Origin of the sequence: Bradyrhizobium elkanii WSM2783 (assembly GCF_000472865.1) — a bacterium.
GTDB lineage: Bacteria > Pseudomonadota > Alphaproteobacteria > Rhizobiales > Xanthobacteraceae > Bradyrhizobium > Bradyrhizobium elkanii_A.
The window spans coordinates 257,027-275,650 of the sequence record NZ_AXAP01000003.1 but is presented as its reverse complement, the minus strand read 5'-3'; the positions used below and the strand labels follow the sequence as shown (position 1 = coordinate 275,650).

At 64.0% G+C, this 18,624-nt stretch carries 19 protein-coding genes, 3 pseudogenes and 1 riboswitch; of the genes and pseudogenes, 3 read left to right on the top strand and 19 right to left on the bottom strand.

Translation table 11 applies throughout. The annotated features are described in order from the left end of the window. Nucleotides 1–711 precede the first annotated feature (711 nt). The 4 genes from YY7_RS0105380 to YY7_RS0105360 all read right to left on the bottom strand — a co-directional run bounded on the left by YY7_RS0105380 (nucleotide 712) and on the right by YY7_RS0105360 (nucleotide 3,778). Nucleotides 712–1,206 (bottom strand): hypothetical protein, encoded by a 495-nt coding sequence (locus YY7_RS0105380; protein ID WP_028162326.1) that lies wholly within the window; start codon nucleotides 1,204–1,206, stop codon nucleotides 712–714. A gap of 403 nt (nucleotides 1,207–1,609) precedes the next feature. Continuing rightward, a complete protein-coding gene (locus YY7_RS50840) occupies nucleotides 1,610–2,137 on the bottom strand; it encodes an RES family NAD+ phosphorylase (RefSeq protein ID WP_051396547.1) in 528 nt (175 codons plus the stop codon). An 82-nt stretch (nucleotides 2,138–2,219) separates the two neighbouring features. Further along, on the bottom strand, nucleotides 2,220–3,527 hold the full coding sequence (locus YY7_RS0105365; protein WP_028162325.1) for a type II toxin-antitoxin system HipA family toxin: 1,308 nt from the start codon (nucleotides 3,525–3,527) through the stop codon (nucleotides 2,220–2,222). Further along, nucleotides 3,527–3,778: a helix-turn-helix domain-containing protein gene (locus tag YY7_RS0105360; RefSeq protein WP_028162324.1), complete on the bottom strand. Its 252-nt coding sequence runs from the start codon at nucleotides 3,776–3,778 to the stop codon at nucleotides 3,527–3,529. Before YY7_RS0105360 ends, YY7_RS0105365 begins: the two co-directional genes overlap by 1 nt. Before the next feature lie 220 nt (nucleotides 3,779–3,998). Here YY7_RS0105360 and YY7_RS0105355 point away from each other — a divergent pair. Then, nucleotides 3,999–4,331, top strand: a pseudogene (locus YY7_RS0105355) (PepSY domain-containing protein); the annotation flags it as partial. 129 nt (nucleotides 4,332–4,460) lie between these two features. On the opposite strand, the gene cobF reads toward YY7_RS0105355, so the two are convergent. The 7 genes from cobF to YY7_RS0105320 form a co-directional block, all read right to left on the bottom strand. Continuing rightward, nucleotides 4,461–5,210 (bottom strand): precorrin-6A synthase (deacetylating), encoded by a 750-nt coding sequence (gene cobF / locus YY7_RS0105350; protein ID WP_028162322.1) that lies wholly within the window; start codon nucleotides 5,208–5,210, stop codon nucleotides 4,461–4,463. A gap of 45 nt (nucleotides 5,211–5,255) precedes the next feature. Continuing rightward, nucleotides 5,256–5,933: an energy-coupling factor ABC transporter permease gene (locus YY7_RS0105345; protein WP_028162321.1), complete on the bottom strand. Its 678-nt coding sequence runs from the start codon at nucleotides 5,931–5,933 to the stop codon at nucleotides 5,256–5,258. A gap of 202 nt (nucleotides 5,934–6,135) precedes the next feature. Next, on the bottom strand, nucleotides 6,136–6,864 hold the full coding sequence (gene cobA / locus YY7_RS0105340) for a uroporphyrinogen-III C-methyltransferase (protein ID WP_028162320.1): 729 nt from the start codon (nucleotides 6,862–6,864) through the stop codon (nucleotides 6,136–6,138). Continuing rightward, on the bottom strand, nucleotides 6,861–8,171 hold the full coding sequence (locus YY7_RS0105335; protein WP_028162319.1) for a cobyrinate a,c-diamide synthase: 1,311 nt from the start codon (nucleotides 8,169–8,171) through the stop codon (nucleotides 6,861–6,863). Before YY7_RS0105335 ends, cobA begins: the two co-directional genes overlap by 4 nt. Continuing rightward, complete coding sequence (gene cobM / locus YY7_RS0105330) at nucleotides 8,171–8,953, bottom strand: precorrin-4 C(11)-methyltransferase (RefSeq protein WP_028162318.1); 783 nt, start codon at nucleotides 8,951–8,953, stop codon at nucleotides 8,171–8,173. The genes YY7_RS0105335 and cobM overlap by 1 nt, the downstream gene beginning before the upstream one ends. After that, nucleotides 8,950–9,318: a cobalamin biosynthesis protein gene (locus YY7_RS0105325; RefSeq protein WP_028162317.1), complete on the bottom strand. Its 369-nt coding sequence runs from the start codon at nucleotides 9,316–9,318 to the stop codon at nucleotides 8,950–8,952. The genes cobM and YY7_RS0105325 overlap by 4 nt, the downstream gene beginning before the upstream one ends. Further along, nucleotides 9,315–10,496, bottom strand: a complete 1,182-nt coding sequence (locus YY7_RS0105320; RefSeq protein ID WP_028162316.1) for a bifunctional cobalt-precorrin-7 (C(5))-methyltransferase/cobalt-precorrin-6B (C(15))-methyltransferase — start codon at nucleotides 10,494–10,496, stop codon at nucleotides 9,315–9,317. The genes YY7_RS0105325 and YY7_RS0105320 overlap by 4 nt, the downstream gene beginning before the upstream one ends. Between YY7_RS0105320 and YY7_RS0105315 the strand changes: the two genes are divergently transcribed. Continuing rightward, on the top strand, nucleotides 10,495–11,241 hold the full coding sequence (locus tag YY7_RS0105315) for a cobalt-precorrin-6A reductase (RefSeq protein ID WP_028162315.1): 747 nt from the start codon (nucleotides 10,495–10,497) through the stop codon (nucleotides 11,239–11,241). The genes YY7_RS0105320 and YY7_RS0105315 overlap by 2 nt on opposite strands. Here YY7_RS0105315 and cobJ read toward each other — a convergent pair. The 8 genes and pseudogenes from cobJ to YY7_RS0105270 all read right to left on the bottom strand — a co-directional run bounded on the left by cobJ (nucleotide 11,217) and on the right by YY7_RS0105270 (nucleotide 16,124). After that, nucleotides 11,217–11,951 (bottom strand): precorrin-3B C(17)-methyltransferase, encoded by a 735-nt coding sequence (gene cobJ, locus YY7_RS0105310; RefSeq protein ID WP_028162314.1) that lies wholly within the window; start codon nucleotides 11,949–11,951, stop codon nucleotides 11,217–11,219. The genes YY7_RS0105315 and cobJ overlap by 25 nt on opposite strands. Beyond that, the gene (locus tag YY7_RS0105305) at nucleotides 11,948–12,679 is read right to left on the bottom strand and encodes a precorrin-2 C(20)-methyltransferase (RefSeq protein ID WP_028162313.1); all 732 of its coding nucleotides are present in this window, start codon (nucleotides 12,677–12,679) and stop codon (nucleotides 11,948–11,950) included. Before YY7_RS0105305 ends, cobJ begins: the two co-directional genes overlap by 4 nt. Before the next feature lie 2 nt (nucleotides 12,680–12,681). Continuing rightward, nucleotides 12,682–13,311 (bottom strand): precorrin-8X methylmutase, encoded by a 630-nt coding sequence (locus tag YY7_RS0105300; RefSeq protein WP_028162312.1) that lies wholly within the window; start codon nucleotides 13,309–13,311, stop codon nucleotides 12,682–12,684. After that, on the bottom strand, nucleotides 13,311–14,474 hold the full coding sequence (gene cobG / locus YY7_RS0105295; protein ID WP_028162311.1) for a precorrin-3B synthase: 1,164 nt from the start codon (nucleotides 14,472–14,474) through the stop codon (nucleotides 13,311–13,313). The genes YY7_RS0105300 and cobG overlap by 1 nt, the downstream gene beginning before the upstream one ends. 97 nt (nucleotides 14,475–14,571) lie before the next feature. After that, nucleotides 14,572–14,943: a DUF1636 family protein gene (locus YY7_RS0105285; RefSeq protein ID WP_028162310.1), complete on the bottom strand. Its 372-nt coding sequence runs from the start codon at nucleotides 14,941–14,943 to the stop codon at nucleotides 14,572–14,574. Between the two features lie 94 nt (nucleotides 14,944–15,037). Further along, a riboswitch (cobalamin riboswitch) is annotated at nucleotides 15,038–15,254 on the bottom strand. 117 nt (nucleotides 15,255–15,371) lie between these two features. Further along, complete coding sequence (locus YY7_RS61790) at nucleotides 15,372–15,572, bottom strand: hypothetical protein (protein WP_080663589.1); 201 nt, start codon at nucleotides 15,570–15,572, stop codon at nucleotides 15,372–15,374. A gap of 52 nt (nucleotides 15,573–15,624) precedes the next feature. Further along, nucleotides 15,625–15,920: pseudogene (locus YY7_RS50835) on the bottom strand (CobD/CbiB family cobalamin biosynthesis protein); the annotation flags it as partial. 21 nt (nucleotides 15,921–15,941) lie between these two features. Beyond that, nucleotides 15,942–16,124 carry a hypothetical protein gene (locus YY7_RS0105270; protein ID WP_028162308.1) on the bottom strand — a complete coding sequence of 61 codons (183 nt, stop codon included), beginning with the start codon at nucleotides 16,122–16,124 and terminating at the stop codon, nucleotides 15,942–15,944. Nucleotides 16,125–17,223: 1,099 nt separating this feature from the next. On the opposite strand from YY7_RS0105270, the pseudogene YY7_RS50830 reads away from it, so the two are divergent. Continuing rightward, nucleotides 17,224–18,492 (top strand): annotated as a pseudogene (locus YY7_RS50830) (IS256 family transposase). Nucleotides 18,493–18,624: the final 132 nt, after the last annotated feature.

Below are 18,624 nucleotides of genomic sequence, written 5' to 3'. Positions count from 1 at the left end.
CGCCACCATGTCGACCTCGCAGAACCCCGGCGGCGGATCGTGCCAGTCATTGAACGTCCGGATCGGCACTTCACGGCGGACCGCCGAATAAAACCCGACCCGCCGGCGCTTACCGCCGGCCGCGGCAATTTTGGTCTCGACCAGCAGGCGATCAATCGTGGCTGCNCTNACGCCGAGCACCAGCGCNCGATCNGCCTGGTCGAGCTTGAGCCGGCCATGCCGCTCCAGCGAAGGCAGCAACGTCGGAATCATTACCTTCAGCCGCTTGCCGCAGATTCGATCCGAGACCTCCCACAAGGCCACCAGCGCATCCCTGATCTTGGCGCCGTAGGTCGGCCTTCGCTGCCGCCTGGCCTCCGGCGAAATTGCGACATGGCTGGCAAGCGCCCGGACCGCGTGCTTGCGATGCCAGCCGGTCACCGCGCAAAGCTCGTCGAGTATGCGCCCCTTATCTGCCCGCCCTGCCGATCGATAGCGCTCTACCACCGCCGCCGTGAGCTCGCGCCGAGCACCCATGCTGATCCGTCCTGCCATCGGTGACACCGATCCGATTCGGTGTCGCCGCCCCAATCCTGACGGTCAGTTCTCGGGTAACATTCTTGATGAGGCAATGCGCCCCGGCCAGTAATGACGAAACCCTTGGACCGTCGGCGAAAAATCCATCACGTATGGGGTCAACGTTGGAAGCCGATGGGGGTCAGAGTTCGGCGCTTATTCACACGGTCGCCATAGCGGGTCGATGGAGATCAGCCGGTGGAAATGCAGGCTGCCGATGGTCGCAGGCGCATGTCCTACACCCACAATCGCCTGGTCGCGAAGGTCCGGAGGCAGCGCGCCGATGGGCAGTTGGTCGCGCAGATAGGTCTCGATGCGCCCCAGATCGAGCAGGCGGGCGCTCGCATAAAGCGGATCATCGAATCGAATGTCTGCGGCCCATACGCGCGCCAGGACTGCAAGCACGGCCCGCGCCATGCCGGGCCTGGTCTTGACTGCCTCAAGCTCTTCGAACGCGAGCTCCGCGAGCGCTCGACCGACGATGGGGACAAGGGTGGCGTGATCGGCGGGTCGGCTGAAGCCACCCGCGAGGCGGGCCGCGAGCAGCGGTAGTGTGGCGACATCGCGGCCGTGGTCTCCCGCACGCGCCGCTGCGACACGTTGCATGCGAAAGGAGAGAGTGCCCTCGACGATGACGGTGTGACGCTTCATGTTGCCGAGGACCCTGGTTGCCCGTTCTCGCTAGCGCGGCAGCGCGGTCTGCGCCGCTCGCCGGTGCGACCAGTTGTCGAGCATGACGAATTCGTGGAAGTCGCAGCCGGGATGCCTGCAAATCACGCTCGGCTGAACCTGGCCCCTGGCGCTGATGGAATGCCCCTTGAGTGTAAGTCGGTGACCATGCGAACACGTGACCTCGGCCTTGAAGATGTGCTCGGTGGAGGGGTGACAGGCGGTCCAATGGCCTGCTGGTGCTGAACCGGTCCCCCGCCAATGCGCAAGGCGGGTCCGCGGTTCCGGCGTGTGTCGTTGCGTGGGCGAGCGACGCGGCGTGAATGGTCGGCGTGACCAGATCGCGCGCCAAACGGCCTTTGCCCAGGACAGCGCCATTTCGATTCTACGCTGCAAGAACCTCCTCCTTTCCCGCGAGAATCTCGGGTTGCAGGACAGTACCTTCCTCGTCGAAGGCGTAGAGCCTGTCGATGCGAACGCCGTTCCATTCAAAGCGATAGTGCGTTGTCTGAATCGATCGGCCGAGCGCCTGTCCCTTGAGGACGGCAATCGCCGTTGCCGTGGGGCGCTCGGCCGGCCGAAACAGGACACCGTCGATGTCGGCTGGGACCGCGTTGCCCAATGACCAGCGTTGCTCTCGCGGAAGTTCGGCCGACACGGTGCGCAGGTCGATGAACTTCCCCTCGACGGGGGTCTTCAACATCCGCATGTCGAGGCCGGCTGCCGCTTCCTTTGTGCGCGACAGGAATCGCGAACGGCGCGCGATCGAGACCGCCAGGGCCGTTTGGGGCGTGTCGGCGAGCTCCAGGCAGGATCGCTCGGGGGCAAAGAATGTTGTGCCCTCGGGATTCTCATAGGTGAATGGGGCCAGATTCCAGTTCTGGAGCATCGCTGAATCGAGCTTTGGCCCCATGATCAATCTCGCTGGTCCAGCGTGGCGATGGGCAGAGATGCCCCTCGGCTTCGATTAACTGGTGGCACATCGATCTTTGGCATCACGCATCCTCCAACCTGCGCAGACGAGCCTTGACCCCATTATTGATGCTATCAGCGACTTCGGCAGGAAATGCCTTCGGGAGCGCCGCGGTGACCTGTTCGACCGCCGCCGGCGCCTGTGCGCGCAGCTCATCGAAGATCGCGGTCACGAGTCCCGCGCCAATCCCTGCCTTGGCAGCGGTCTGGACAAAATGGCGCGGCATGACGCTGTCGACGACGTAGTGACGGCTATCACCGACGGCCATGGCCAGCTTCATCTTGTTACGCTTGATCTGGCCTGCGTCGAGGCTGGGCTGCGCTGAGATCACATCGTAGAGCGGGGTCATGCGGAAGCGACCGCCGGGAGAGAGAAAGACGCTGAAATTTTTGGCGTGCCCATCCGTGGCACCGAGAAGCCAGAAGGCAATCACGGCTTTCAGAAACGTCGTTTGATCTGCCTCTGGCTGATCGCTCCCTTTCAGCAGATTGAGGATAGCTGGAATACCGGGCCCGCCCTCGGATTCGTATTTCAAGGATGGCGGCACGGACAAAGCCTGGCAGCAATCCTCTTGGGGCAAACGCAGGAGACGGTTGTCGCTGGTCCAGCGGCGATCGAACCGCTCGACCACGAGCACGCGGTTACCCTCAAACTCCTCAATGGCGACCGGGGCGCTCGGAAACCCAAGGGCGGCTGTCAGCTTGAGACAGAAGAACTCATTCTCGACGCTGTAGGAAAGATCGATGCCGTTCGGCAGTCGGCCAATCTGCGGTTTGAGGATGTGCGTCGTAGCTGTAGTCGCCAGCGGCTTGTACCAACGCCCTTTCCAGAACAAGAGCGCGGTCTTTTCCTGGGCGCCGGCGATCGAGATCCGAAAGTCCTCGTCCTCGCCAAGCCCAAGGGGAGCCGATGCAAGGTCGCCGAGAAGCTGCGCGATTTCCTTGTCGTTAACAGGTCTGCCGTCGACAGCACCGGCGGTGCCGGGTTCGATACCGTCCGGCAGGAATTGCAGTGCGCCGACGCAATCCCGTCCGACAGGGGCAAGTAGGTCGTAAGCGTCGATGCCCTGAGCGTGGACTCGCTCCGCCATGCGACGACGGATGGGCGTGCTATCGGGCAGGAGATTGTCGAAGACGGCGATGACAGGCGCACCGATATAGCGGTCCTCACGCAGAGGCAGAGATAGCGACACGGGCAGCGCATGCTCCCAGGCAAGCCAGGACGGATCGTACTGAAAGTCGATTGCGCCGCTGGATTGCCTGTTCAGGCGCCCGACGAGACGGCCGTTCAAGAAGACATTGAGCGGGATATGCCGCCGCGGGCGAGCCATCAAAAGATGTCCTCGATCTCGGCCGGCTTTGCCTTCGTCCTGGGACGGATAACGAACTCGAGGTCGAGCGCTGCGAGAATATCACAAAGCGTTCCGAGCTGAGTCCCGGGCGCGCCACTCTCGACGGCCGAGATAGTTGCTTGCCGTAGCTTTGTCTTGTCCCTGACGCGGGTCTGGTTCAGGCCAAGGTTGCGGCGTTGCCGGCGGATGGCATCTCCGATTTGCTTGGGCGTTCGGGCGATCTGGTCCACGGCGTACCTCTCTAGGCACGCCATATACGCTCTAGAGGTTAAATGTCAATATACGCTTCAGAGGTTAAAAATGGATATACCTTTCAGCGTATACACCATATAAATACGCTTTAGCGTATAGCCGCCCTCCTACCCTGCGGGCGGCTTTCAGGCTCTCGCTCCTCATTCCCCATGAGCTTGCGGTAACGACGAATGGTGTCCTGCAAGTGCGCGTTCACCGGCTTCGGATCGAGAAGCGCACCCACAAACGTGGTTCGATGCTTATTGGTATTCGCATCACAATGAGCGCCCTCTGCCGGTGCTGCGCGTGGGCTTCGAGGACGCGGCTCAGAGCTGGTTCTACATTGATCCGCGCAATGGCGACATTCTCGGCCGCGTCGACAATAGCCGCCGGACGTATCGCTGGCTATTCAATGCCATGCACAGTCTAGATTTTCCGCTGCTGCTGCGCCATCGCCCGGCATGGGACACCGTGATGGTGCTCCTGTCGCTCATTGGAATCGTCGTGTCGACGAGCGGTATCGTGATAGGTTGGCGGCGACTGCGATCCTAGCGGACAGTTTTAGAGCAACCGCGACGGCCGCCTCGCGATGGACGGCAGAGATTCCGGGGCACTTCTGATAGACCCATTGAGGGAGCATGTTGCCGTACCTCTGTTCCGTTCGCGCGACGAATGGCCGCTTCACGATCTACGTTTGAGAATGTAGCTGTCCATGATCCACCCGTGCCGTGCGCGCGCCTCCTGCCGCGCGGCAGTGATGCGCGGACCCATCTCGGATAGCTCGCCCGACATAATGATCTGATCCGGCGTACCGAGATAGGCGCCCCACCAGATGTGCAGGCCGTGCGCGTCGAGCGACTGAAACGCCGTGCCACCGTCGAGCATCACGACCACGGTATCGGTGCCGGGCGGCCAGCCGCCTTCGCGCAACCGCCGTCCCGTCGTGACCAGAAAAGGCTCGCCGACATCGTTCAACGGCAGCGCGTGGGCCGCGCACAATGCCTGGATCGACGTTATGCCGGGGATCACTTCGATCATAGGTGTGGGATCGAGCCGTCGCGCGATGCGCAGGGACGAGTCATAGAGCGAAGGATCGCCCCAGATCAGCAGCGCAATCCGCCCCTCGCGTCCCAAATGGCCGGTGATCGTCTGCGACCAGGTTGCGGCGACCGCGTCGTGCCATTCGTCCACGCGCTTGCGGTAATCCGTTTCGTCTGCGTCACGAACCGGCAGGTCGAATTCCGCGATGCGTGCCGCTGCATTGGTAAGTACGTCTTTGCAAATGGCCCGCCGCAATTCGGCGAGCTCGGACTTCGCCATTCCCTTGCGCGGAATGAGAATGAGATCGGCTGCGTTGATGGCACGGATTGCCGCGAGCGTGAGTTGCTCGGGATCGCCGCAACCGATGCCTATCAAGGAGATCGTGAGCATTGCTTGAGCGAAGAGCGGCCATGGCGGCCGCCGTTCGCATTGTCTCTAGGCAGCGTTGTGCAGGCGGCGGGTGACGAACCCCTCCGCGGTCACGGCACGCAGCGATTTGGCGAGCGCCAACACGGCGAGATCGGCCAACGGCTCGATCAATACGACTAGCGCATAGGACGCCGCGAAGGTCGCGATGTTGGCGAGATTGGCGGCGCCAAAGCCCGCACCATAGAGCGCCCAGAAGGCGACCCACGCCACGATGCCCGACTGGTATGCAGTCGAGAGCGCGAGGGCCTGGCGATATTGCAAGTCCACATAGGCCGTGTTGCGTGGAACGATGCGCTGGCCGAGCGCCTGGATCGCAAATAGTGGCACCAACAGCGTCGTGACGTTCATGCCGTATTGCGGCAGATCGGTCGGCACGAAGAATAGTCCCTGCAACAGTAGACCGAGCGCAAGTCCCAAGGCAGCTGGCGCCGCGCCGAACAATAAGAACAACGTCGAGCCGAGGATGAAGTGCACCTCGGAGACCCCGACCGAGAAATGCGGCAGGATCTCGAAGAACGTGAGCACAAGCGCTGTCGTGGCCATTATCCGCACAGCCAACGATCCGATGCCCTGCTCGCGCACGGTCTCGACCGCGAGCTTGAGCGCGACAGCGCCCGCGGCGATGCCCGTCGCATAACTCAACACGAGCTTGGCGCCCGTTACGATTCCCGGTTCGATATGCATGATCTCAAGCCCTTCCTGCCGTCACACCCGACGGCCCTGGGTCCACGGGCGGCCGGGGCTTCCGGGCGCGCGCAATGGGTCCGCCCTACCCCATTCCCGATTATGTTCCGGCGCTTTGCGCCGCTTCGAGCACCATGCCCTCTTGTGTGCTCTTTTCGAACAGCAGGCGTCAAGGGGCGAGCGAGGGCGGACGCCGACATCATCAGGCAGAATCTCCTGCAAGCGCGCCGAACAGAATGACGGCGGCTTTGGTCACGGCTTCGGCTTGCGCAAGACGTTCGGCGAGCTCTGCGATGGTGGTGCGGACAAGCCGCTCATCGGAGTGGCCTAAGGATTCCGCAAGCAGCGCCGGGGTATCAGGCGCAAGACCATGCGCGATCAGCTTTGCCGCCAGAGCGGGGAATGTCCGCCGGCCCATATAGACCACGGTGGTTGCTTCCGAATCGGCGAGGGCCGCCCAATTGAGATTTTGCGGCAATTCGCCGGTGACATCGGCTGCGGTCACGAACTGGACCCGGCGCGACGTGTGGCGTCGCGTCAACGGAACGCCGGCCTGCGCGGCGGCAGCGCAGGCCGCGGTCACGCCGGGAATGATCTCATAGCCGATATCAGCCGCGCGCAGCGTCTCGATCTCCTCTTCGAGACGGCCGAAGACGCCGGCATCGCCGGATTTCAGGCGCACCACGCGCGCGCCGGTCGAGGCATAGTCGACCAGGAGCCGGTTGACATGCTGCTGCTTGGTCGAGGGACGGCCGGCGCGTTTTCCAACCGCGACGAGATTGGCGCCGGGACGGACACGGTCGAGGATCGCGCCTGACGCGAGATCGTCATAGAGTACGACGTCGGCCTCGCGAAGCCGCGCGGCCCCTTTCAACGTCAGGAGCTCGGGATCGCCGGGACCGGCGGAGATGAAAGAGACGAAGCCCCTCACCGGTCCTCCGCAATCAGGTGAAAGAATGTGCCGGTCGCGTGACCGCGCCGCGAGCCGGTCTCGGCGACGATCGCCCCGGTCGCGTCGCGGACGACTGCGAGCGGCGTATCTGGCTGTGCGACGATCGTGGAATAGTGAAACTCATGGCCACGCAAGCGCGCGCCGGCTTGATGTCCAGGGATCGGCGCCGCGAGCTCGGCGAGACGATAGCCGAGGTGCATGCGACGTTTGGCAAAGCTCGTCTCCAGACCGAGCAAGCCGACCATCTCGTGGCGCGCGCCTTCGGCATCCGCCAAAGCCGCACCCAGCACCATATAACCCCCACATTCGCCGTGCACGGGGCGCGTCGCCGCAAAGGCGCGGAGAGCGGTGCGAAATCGTGCGTTGGCCGTGAGGCGGCCGGCGTGCAGTTCGGGATAGCCGCCGGGCAGCCAGCACACATCGGCGCTTTCATCGGGGCCTTCATCGGCGAGCGGCGAGAAGGTCGTGATCTCGGCGCCCGCGGAGCGCCAGGCCTCCAACATATGCGGATAGACAAAGGAGAACGCCGCATCGCGAGCGAGCGTAATGCGTTGACCGGGCGGATCGACGCCGAGCCCGCGCGCGGACGGTTGCGGCGACCAGCTGGACGCCGCTTGCAGCACGGCGTCGAGATCGACATGCGCGCTGACGAAGCGCGCGGCCTCACCGATCAGGCCACTGATCTGAGCCTGCTCCTCCGCCTGCACCAGGCCGAGATGCCGTTTCGGCAAGCTGATTTCGGCGTGGCGAGGCAAGGCCCCGAGCACGGGTATGCCGGCATTGGCGAAGGCACTGCGCACGAGCTCCTCGTGGCGCGGACTCGCGACGCGATTCAACACGACACAGGCAAGGCGCACACCCGCGCGAAAATCGCGCAGACCCGCGGCCACGGCCGCGGCCGTCTGGGCCTGTCCGCACGGATCGATCACGAGCAGCACTGGCCAACCGATCATCTCGGCAATGTCGGCGGTGGCGCCGGTGCCGGAGACGCCGCGTGCGGCCGCGCCGTCAAACAAGCCCATCGAACCCTCGGTTAGAACGAGGTCGGCATCCGCACCACGGCCAACGAGGTGCTCGATCGCCGCGCGATCCATCGCCCAACTGTCCACGTTGACGGACGGGCATCCGGCGGCGGCGGCATGAAACGCCGGGTCGATATAATCGGGCCCGCTCTTGAAGCACTGCACCTTCAATCCGCGGTCGCGATAGGCGCGCGCGAGCGCCAGCGTCAGCGTCGTCTTGCCGACGCCGGAGGCCGGCGCCGAGATGACGAGGCCCGCCCCCATCACGACGCCTCCGGAAAGCGCGGTACCGGCCCGATCGGCCGGTAGCGGCGATCATAGTCGGCGGCGTAGAGACGACTCTCGGCAAACTCCTCCGAACCCAAGGTCTTGCCCACCAGGATGAGTGCGGTCCGCTCGAGCTCAGCACCAAGAGCGGCTTCAACTGTGGCGAGCGTGGCGCGGACGATGCGCTGGTCTGGCCAGCTCGCGCGCCAGACGATCGCCACCGGGCAGTCCGCGCCGTAATGCGGCGCGAGTTCGGCGACGACCTTATCGAGTAAATGGATCGACAGATGAATGGCGAGCACCGCGCCGGTTGCGGCGAACGCGGCGAGGTTCTCGCCCTCCGGCATCGCGCTGGCCCGGCCCGGCGTACGCGTCAGCACCACCGATTGGGCCAACCCCGGCAATGTCAGCTCAGCTTGCAGCGCTGCCGCGGCCGCGGAAAAGGCGGGAACACCCGGCGTCACGGAATAGGAAATACCGAGCGCGCGCAGGCGGCGCAATTGTTCGCCCATCGCCGACCAGATCGAGAGATCACCCGAGTGCAGCCGTGCCACATCCTTGCCGTCGGCATGCGCACCTGCGATTTCTGCGATGATCTCGTCGAGCGACAGTGGCGCGGTGTTAACGATTCGCGCGCCTTGCGGGCAATGCGCCAGCACGCCCGCCGGCACCAGCGAGCCGGCATAGAGACAGATCGGACAAGAGGCGATGAGATCGCGGCCACGCAAGGTCAAGAGATCCGCGGCGCCCGGCCCTGCACCGATGAAATGCACCGTCATTCGCCGTCTCCCTCCGCAATGGCAGCGGTTGCCGTCCGGTCCTGCGAGATCGACCGCCTCGAAATTAGCCGCGCGCGACGGCCGGCCGCGGCGAGCGCGGCAGCCTCGGCGACCGATCCCGTGCCAAACTTGTCCCTGATGAGTTTTGACTGAGTCGGCGTTGCGATGCCTGTCAGAACTTCAGCTGGAATCGCCTTGATCGGCACGCCGCATTCTCGCGCGAGCAACTTCAGGGCACCCGCTTCCGCCTTGTCGCTAACGGTTGCCACCGCCGCGATTCCGGCGGGTCCGCCGGCCGCCACGAGCGCTTCGCGGAGCGCGTCGAGCGTGGCGTCGCGTTGGAATCCCAAGCCCGCGACCTTCATCTGACCACGCTCCATTGCACGACCGGCCGTGTCGCCTCCCAGGAGCGGTAATGGCCGAGTCGTCCTGCATGCGCGAGCTCGATCCGCATCAACCCGCCGCCGTGGCGATGGTGCAGTTCCACGAGAAACGCTTCCGTCTCGAGCGTTATGGCGTGCGCGACCAGCCGCGTACCCGGGACAACGCGCGACCAGACGGCATCGAACATCGCGCTGTCGAGACCTCCGCCGAGGAACACAGCATCCGGCGTTTCAAGTGCAGCGAGAGCGTCGGGAGCAGTCCCGCCAATGACGGTGACCCGGTGCGACAGCCCGAAACTCGCTGCATTGCGGCGGATGTTCGCGGCGCGGTCATCGCGCGCCTCGACGGCCACCGCGATCCCGCCGCACAGCGCCCATTCGATCGAGATCGAGCCAGAGCCTGCGCCGATATCCCACAACCGTTCGCCCAGTCGCGGCGCCAGCGCCGAAAGAGCGAGCGCACGCACCGGCCGCTTCGTCATCTGGCCATCATGCGCGAAGAGATCGTCCGGCAGCCCCGAACTGCGGGTGATGCCTTGTGCTCCGCTGGCCTTCAGCGCAACCGCGACCGGGCCATCGGCCAAATCACCGGCATAGCTGTCTGCGCGATGCTGCATGATCTTCTCACGTGGGCCGCCCAGCGCGGCGAGGGTCCAGAACGACGATGCGTCCCACCCCTGCTCTGTCAACCATCTCGCAAGGTCACCAGCCGCCCTGGCATCGCGCACCAGGCAAATGATCTGTGCGCCGCGCGCGAGATGCGGCACGAGCCGTTCGAACGGCGCGGCGTGCAGTCCGAGACAGATGACGGACTCAAGACGCCAGCCGAGCCGCGCTGCGGCGAGCGAGAATGTCGAAGGCGCGGAATGCGCGATCCACTCGCCTGCCTCGAGCTTCTCCGCAAGACTGCCGCCGACGCCATGCCAGAACGGGTCGCCCGAGGCGAGCACCGCCGTCGGGCGGCCGCGGCAGCTCAGCACAGCGTCGGCATCGAACGGCACTGGCCAGGGCCGGGTGCGTTCGGTTATGCCTGCGAGCGCAAGATGGCGCTCGCCACCAAAGACGGTTTCGGCTTCAAAAAGCGCCTTTCGGCTTGCCTCGGAGAGGCCGGCAAGGCCATCCTCGCCGATACCGATGATGGTCAGCCAGGGATCAGCCATGACGCGCGCCCTCATTCTGGGCGGAACGACTGAGGCCAATTTGCTCGCTGCAGCAATTGCGCGGGCGGGCCTCGAAGCGATCTATTCCTATGGCGGACGCACCCGCAACCCCGCCGACCAGCCACTGCCCACCCGCGTCGGTGGATTCGGCGGCGCGAACGGACTTGCCGACTATATTCGCCGCGAAGCCATTACGCATGTCGTTGATGCAACCCATCCGTTTGCGGCCGAAATGAGCCGCAACGCGGCTGCCGCGTGCGCGGCAAGCGGAACGCCTCTGATCGCGATCGAGCGTGTGCCTTGGGCCAAGGCGACTGACGATAACTGGATCGAGGTTGCGGATGTCGCGTCCGCCGTCGCCGCCTTGCCGGAAAATCGGGCGCGCGTCTTTCTTGCCATCGGCCGGCAACACATCGCGCCGTTCGGCGCGAAGCCGCAGCATGCCTACACCTTGCGATTCGTCGACCCGCCCGAGGGCGCACTGCCATTCGATGCCGACGTCATCGTGTCGCGCGGGCCATTCACTCTTCAAAGTGAGCTGGAGATGATGCGCACGCGCGGCATCGAATGGATTGTCGCCCGCAATTCCGGGGGCGAAGGCGCGCGCGCAAAAATCGACGCTGCGCGTGCGCTCGGCCTTCCCGTGATCATGATCTCGCGGCCGCCTCTGCCTGAGCGGACGCGGATGGAAAGCGTGGCCGAGGTGATGCAATGGCTCGGTCATCGGGCGTGCCTCGGCGCATAGACCCAGCGGCCAACGCGTCGCGTCGCCGAATTGCCGATGATCACGAGCGTACGCATGTCGGCCATCTCGGGCAACGCCTCGCTCAATTTGATCATTTCAATCCGCTCATCGGGTGTGCTGACCGCGCGCGCGAATATCACGAGACGGTCGCCGCACCCGGCCTCCTTCAACACTGAGAGCGCGCGTCCAAATCCCTCCAGCCGGCTCGCCGAGCGCGGATTGTACATCGCGATGGCAAAATCAGCTTCGGCCGCAAGCCGCAGCCGTTTCTCGATCACCGCCCACGATTTCAGATTGTCGGAGAGATTAATGGCACAGAAATCGTGTCCGAGCGGCGCGCCGGCGCGCGCGGCCGCCGCCAGCATTGCGGTCACGCCAGGGAGCACCCGGATCGGAAGCCCCTGGTATTGCGGCGTCTCTTCGAGTGCTTCGAACACGGCAGAAGCCATCGCAAAGATGCCGGAATCGCCAGAGGATACCAGCACCACGTTGCGTCCCTCTGATGCCAGCCGCAATGCGTGGGCTGCGCGTTGCAACTCCATGCGATTGTCCGACGGATGGAACGTGAGCCCTTCGCGCGGCGCTACGCGCGCGACATAGGGCGCATAGCCCAGAATGTCGGTCGCGGTAGCTAGCGCGGCCGTCACCTCCGGCGTGACCAGCGCCTCATCGCCCGGCCCAAGTCCCGCGATCGTCAGCGATCCCGTCATGCGATGTTGTCCGCGCGCCATCCCGTTCCATGCACGAGCACGATTGCAAAATAGGGGCAATCGGTTTCCTCGACATCGACCAGCCGCGCAACACGCTCGCCCGGCATGGTGCCGCGCTCGACCAGCCAGGCATCATTGAGACGACCGGCGGAGGCGAGCGCACGGCGCACCTTTTGGAGGTTGCGCCCGGTCTTCATGACGACGAGCGCGTCCGAATTGCGCATCCGCCGTTCGAGTTCATCCTCCGCCATTGTGCCCATCAAGACGGTCGTCACGTCATCGCCCAACGCAATCGGCTGACCGACCACATTCCAGCAGCCGGCCATGCCCGGAATGCCCGCGATCACCTCGATCTCGACGCGGCCTCGCAGGCCCGCGTGCAAATGCATGAAGGAGCCATAGAAGTAGGGATCGCCTTCGCAGAGCACGACGACATCGACCGCGAGCGCAAGCCGCGCCAGACGCTCCGCCCATTCTTCATAGAAGCCGGCGAGCACGCGAAGGTAATCCGGACTGTCGAAGGAGAGCTCGGTGGTGACCGGATATTCCATCGGATATTCGGAGACATTGGCGGCCAGCATGCCTTCGACAATGCGGCGGGCCTGACCGGGACGCCCTTTCTTGCGGAAATAGGCGACGTGCCTGGCTGCGCGCACCTCGCGGTCCGCGCGCACGCTCATCAAGTCCGGATTGCCTGGCCCGAGGCCGCAGCAAATGATGCGCCCCATCGCTATTCGCTCCGGCTCGCGAGCGCGTTCACGGCGGCGACGGTGATCGCCGAGCCGCCGAGGCGTCCTTCAATTGTCAGGGCGGGCGCCGGCGGATCGGCCATCAGCGCGGCCTTGGATTCAGCCGCGCCGACGAAGCCGACCGGACAGCCAATGATTGCAGCCGGCCTCGGGCAATCGCGATCCTCCAGCATGTTGAGGAGGTGAAACAGCGCGGTGGGCGCGTTGCCGATCGCGACAAGGGCGCCATCGAGGTGCGGTCGCCACAGTTCCAGTGCCGCGGCCGAACGGGTATCGCGCATGGATTGTGCCAGTACGTGAACGGCGGGGTCGCCGAGCGTGCAGACGATGGCATTGACCGCCGGCAACCGCGCGCGTGTAATCCCCTCGGACACCATACGCGTGTCGCAAAGTACGGGCGCGCCGGCCTGCAGCGCATCCCGCGCCGCCGCCACCATGCCGGGCGTGAAACGGATATGGGCCTCGAGCCCTACCATGCCGGCGGCATGGATCATGCGCACGACCACCTGTTCTTCATCGGGCGTGAAGCGCGTCAAGTCCGCCTCGGCGCGGATGGTGGCAAAGGACTGTCGATAGATCGCTGCACCGTCGGTTTCATAAATGTGCGGCATCAGCGTCCTCCCGCCAGCATGGAGGGATTTTCGATGATGACGCCGTGGCTCAAGCCACGCATAACTGGCGCGGCGCGCGGCGAGCCGTCGCGGATGAGATCGAATCCGGCGCTGGTCGCAACCAGCGTGATCGCGGTCGCCCCGGAATGCGCGCAGCCCTTGGCGCAGCCCGAAACGTGGAGGCGCGCGTCCGCGGCGATGTGCGGCGCAAGCGCGGCAGCCAGCGTGCGGGTATCGGCAAGAGCCTCGCGGCAGCGCGGCGCGCCGCTGCAAGCGATGACGCGAAGCGCTGGGTCATCGGCCTCGGTGATGAGGTCCGCACCGCGCGGCATCGTGCGTGCTCCCTCAGCAAGAATCATCCGCCACGGTGTCATACGCAACCCTTGCGCATCTGCGGCAATAAGCCGAAGCGCCGAATGGGGCAGTTGCCCGAATGCGACGCCGACCATCGCACCCAGCGGACAAAGACCGGGACGAGGCACAGCGATCGTCGGTGCGGGCTCGGTCCTACCGAGCAGTGCATCCGGCAATCTCGCGCCGGCCATGATGTGGGCGGCCATGCGCCCTCGCCTGCCGCTGGTGCCGCCTGAGGTAATGAACCATTCGGCAAGCGCGACTGCAACGCTCACAGCGTCGCCGCGCGTAACGGAGCGACCAAACTCAGCGCCATCGGCGCGCACCAAAAGGCCGCCCGCGCGGCCACGCTCGATCCGAATGTCCGCGGATGCGCCAGCAAGCACCCGTTCCTTGCCGTCATCGACAGCGAAGCCAAATTTGGTCGGAAGAGCTAGCCCACTGCCGGCAAGGGCCTGCTCCAGTTCGGCTGCGAGCGAACGCGTGTCATCGCCTATGCCCCAGAACGGTGTCACCAGGATGTTGCGATGCGACTCGGCCTCCGGATCATGGTCAAGCAGCTTCAATTGGGCGAGACCGTCGAGCAGAGACAAGTGTCCCTGATCACTCACGCCTCTGATCTGGAAGTTGGCCCGGCTGGTCAAGTCGATCAAGCCGTTGCCGTAACACTCTGCCAGATCAGCCAGCCCTGCCGCCTGTGCCGCATCGAGCCTTCCGCCATAGGGGCGCACGCGGACCACGAGCCCGTCGCCTGACTGCATCGGCCGCAACGCGCCAGGGCACCAGCCCTTGATAGCGACCGTACTCATGACGCCTCGCGCGGCGCAGCCGCGATCGAATTTCGGCGCGTCTTCCAGAGTGATGCCAAGCCAGTGACGACCGTGACAGGGACTTTTGCGAGCGTGTTCATTCCGCGGCTTCTGGCAGGGCGGCGATAGGTGGAATGCGAGCGAGCGATTGTTTGCGGAAGATCTCCGGCCGGCTGCGCCATGGCACGATGCCATCGGGTGCCGCCGCGTAAGCTGACGCGCCGGCAATCACGTCGTGCGCGTTGCCATCGGACAAGCGACCGTAGACATAGGACCACCGTCCCGGCGCGCTGAGCGCGACCGAGCCGCCCTGGTTACAGGCGGACAGGCATTCGACGGGAACGACGACGCCGTCAGGCACGCCCGCGTCGAGAATAGCGGCATGCAGGCGCGCACCGGGCGTAATCTCGCCTTCCCCGAGCGTCTGGCCCGGGCGGCATGTGATGCAAACGTGAAGAGTGACGATCATCGCCCCTTCCTGAATTGACGGCGGGAAGCGATGAGGTGCACGAACCGTCCTTGAGGAGGCTTCGCTTTCCCCGTCGCGGAACACCCCGTCCGCCGGTCTCAACGTTGCGCTGGCAGGTCTCCCGGCTTGCGGAGCAGGGTCTTTCCCTTCGATCCCCGCCTTCCCGATCCCCAGGGGATCAGTGGCTTCGGGCATCTCTCCGGTCACGGTCGCGGGGGCGGCTGCTTTTCAGGCCAAGCCGTTTGGCTCGAGCCCTATCGCATTCCCTCTTCGCCTGTCGCAGAACAGGCACCAACGCGGGCCGACCATTTGCTCTGGGCCGCAACTTGTCAAGCCAAAGGGACCACGCCGGATGATGTCCGAACCAGATGCCGCCGAGGACGGGGACATCGTCGCGCCCGAGGGCTCCACCGACGCCCGCCACGCCATCAAAATGGCGAAAAAGGAGATGGTCCGCGAAAGATCAGGGCGACCAAGGGCGGCGAAGAGGGACTGATCGGGCGCAGGTGATAAGCCAGGGCTAGCTCGGTAAAGCTTTCGTCGATCACTAGACGGCCGACACGCGGCAGGATCGAAAGAAGTTCACTCTGATCATGATGCTTTCCGTCGGGATCGTTCGGGTTGACCACGATCGCGAGCTCAGCCCTCGCGAGCGCCTCGAGTTCCCGCCGCGATGGTCTCGTGATACGCTCGCGGACCGCTGAGCCGCTCGCCGAGCGCTCCAGCTATGGCGGCTTCGAGCCAGCCGGCATTAATCGAGCGGCGCCGGTTCGCATCGCGCATCATGCATGACCACCCTGCGAAGACCGGGGCGCGCAGCACGAAGAGAACAGCGGTCAGGCGAGCTGGAATGAAGTTTGCCACATCATCGATGCGCGCGCCGCAGCCCAACCAAGGGCTTCGTGTCGCGGCGTATGATGGCCGATCATAGAGTCCAGTGCGTTGATCGCCTTGTAGCCGGCGATGCCAGGTACCCCACCCCGACCAAGCCGGGATTTCTACTTCAGCAAATATGCGCCTGCGAATTGTTCGGCCATCACCGCACGTTCTTCTTCAGTTTGACCCAAATGCGACATCGACCCGTGATGGTCCTTCGCATCCAGCGTATGATGGTCATTTCGATTTAGCACCTCCTCCATCCCTGCCGGATCAGGCTGCGTTGTCTCGTCGAGGATCGGCATGGGCATTTCGGTGGCAGGGCCTGGCGCGGCGAACGCTAAACTAGTCACAACCGATAGCGGAATGCCGAGTTGCACTCGGGGGAAGCTCCCTTCGAGGGCGTGATCGCGGCCTCGTGGGAGGGCCGCTACAGGTCACCTCCGCGGCCGAAGTCTCTCCGCGAAATCATGAAGCAAAAGGAAAGCAATGAGCGCGATTGACCACTGGTGAGTCGTGCGACATACGGATCTTTCTTTACAGGCGTCTCTGGTTGCTCAAATATCTTCTGCGGTGGGTCAGATATCCCCCTCCACATCTGTCACAGATAGGGAGGCTCTTCTATGATCCTATTCAGGATAGTCTTCGCAGTAAGCGCTATCTTGCTAACCAGGGATGCATTTGCGGAGCCGGCGAATCTGGATCGGGACAGCCCCATTTCGCTTTGGGTCGCCAGCAGACTGCACCGATCTGGGAATGACATACGTGAGGAGTGATTCAAAAGGGGACGGTGACAAATGCTGGACTGGAACGAAAGTGTATTGTTCAGGTTATCCCGCCCCTGAAGTTGCATTCATCGGTTATGATGCTTGTGACGGTTTTCAATGTCATCGAACGATGTGCGGTAGCAATCCCAGTCCGGGTCCGAGGGTAATCGCAAGTGAGTCTTGGTACTTCTGTCCTGCCTGACGGCAGTGCAAATATTAGAAGGATCTTGAGATTGAACAAAGTTCCTAACGCACAGATTGCGGGTGCTTGTCCGTGGCGATATTTCTAGGTTCGTGATCATTGGGCAGTGCGTAGGCGCAGTCAGCGCACATGATCGCCCGCTTGTCGCCGATGCAGGTCCGATCCTTGCCGCCGTTGTGCTTGCAATCGCGGCATTTGAATAGGTAGTCACCTGGCGCGCGCAAGATTGACGGAGCGGATCGCTCGAATTTTCGCCGACGTTCAGCGCCCGCATCGACCGGGTGATCGATTAGGCTGGCTACTTCCGGTATTGGCCCTTCGGCGACCTCGTCATAGGGAGCTATGCGGGAAACTGGGTGATGACGGACTGAGATAGGCGGCGTATCGAGGCGGGTGTCGAAGCCTGCCAGAACCTCTCAAGGAGAGCGATACGCCATGAACGAGACTAGCAACATTGTCCCGCTCCGTCAGCCCGACGAGATCGACGATCCACTGACCAATATCCTGCGTGCTGGTGCGCGGCAGCTTCTGGCGCAGGCCGTCGAGGTCGAAGTCGAGACCTTTCTTGCCACGATGAAGGATTTGAAGCTTGCCGACGGACGCGCCCGTGTCGTGCGGCATGGTTACGGCCCGGTGCGAACGATTGCGACGGGCATCGGTCCGGTCGAGGTCGCGCGGGCGAAGATTCGCGACCGTGGGGCGGCCGGCGATAGTGAGCGGATCCGGTTCGGCTCGGCGATCCTGCCGCTGTGGGCACGGCGGACCAGAAGCCTGGATGCGCTGTTGCCGATTCTGTACCTGCGCGGCATCTCGANCGGCGATTTCCAGGAGGCGCTGACGGCCTTGCTGGGCAAGGACGCACCGAACCTGTCGCCCGCGGTGATTTCCGGGCTGACCGCGGAGTGGCAAGGCGAGTACGAGCGCTGGCAGAGGCGCGATTTGTCGGCGCGACGATACGTGTATGTGTGGGCCGATGGCGTCTTCCTGCAGGCCCGCATGGAAGACCACGGCGAGTGCATGCTGGTGCTGATCGGCGCGACGCCGGAAGGCAAGAAGGAACTGATCGGCTTCCAGGTCGGCGTGCGGGAGAGCGCGCGGAGCTGGCGTGAGCTCCTGATCGACGTCAAGCGGCGCGGGTTGCAGATCGCCCCGGAAATTGCCGTCGGCGACGGCGCGCTCGGCTTCTGAAAGGCGCTCGACGAGGTCTGTCCCGGCACAAGGCACCAGCGATGCTGGGTGCACAAGACCGTGAACGTCCTGGACAAGGTCCCGCTCTCGGTGCAGGCCACCATGAAGAAGGATCTGCGCGAGGTCTACTGGGCGCCGAACCGGGCGTCCGCCGAAGCGGCGATCGACGTTTTCGCCGAGAAATACCGCGCCAAATACGGCCGGGCGGTCGAATGTCTGGTCAAGGATCGCGACGCCCTGCTGGCCTTCTACGACTTTCCTGCCGAGCATTGGGATCACTTGCGGACGACCAACCCCATCGAAAGCGTGTTCGCCACCGTGCGGCACCGGACGGTGCACACCAAGGGCTCGTTGTCGCCAACCACCGCCAGGCTGATGGTGTTCAAACTGGTGATCGCCGCATCAAAGACCTGGCGGCGGCTCAAAGGCACAAATCAGTTGCCGAAGGTCATCGCAGGTGTCAGATTCAACGACGGCATCGAGGTCATCCAAATGCCGGCAAACCACGCCGCCTGATCACCTCATCACCCAAAATTCCGCATAGCTCCGTCATAGGCTCCAATGTCCGGTTTGCGCCATAACCTGCCGATCCTCCGATTTCGCTCGTGCGGTCGAAGCCGAAGTACGCCATTGGCGCGAGGGATCAGT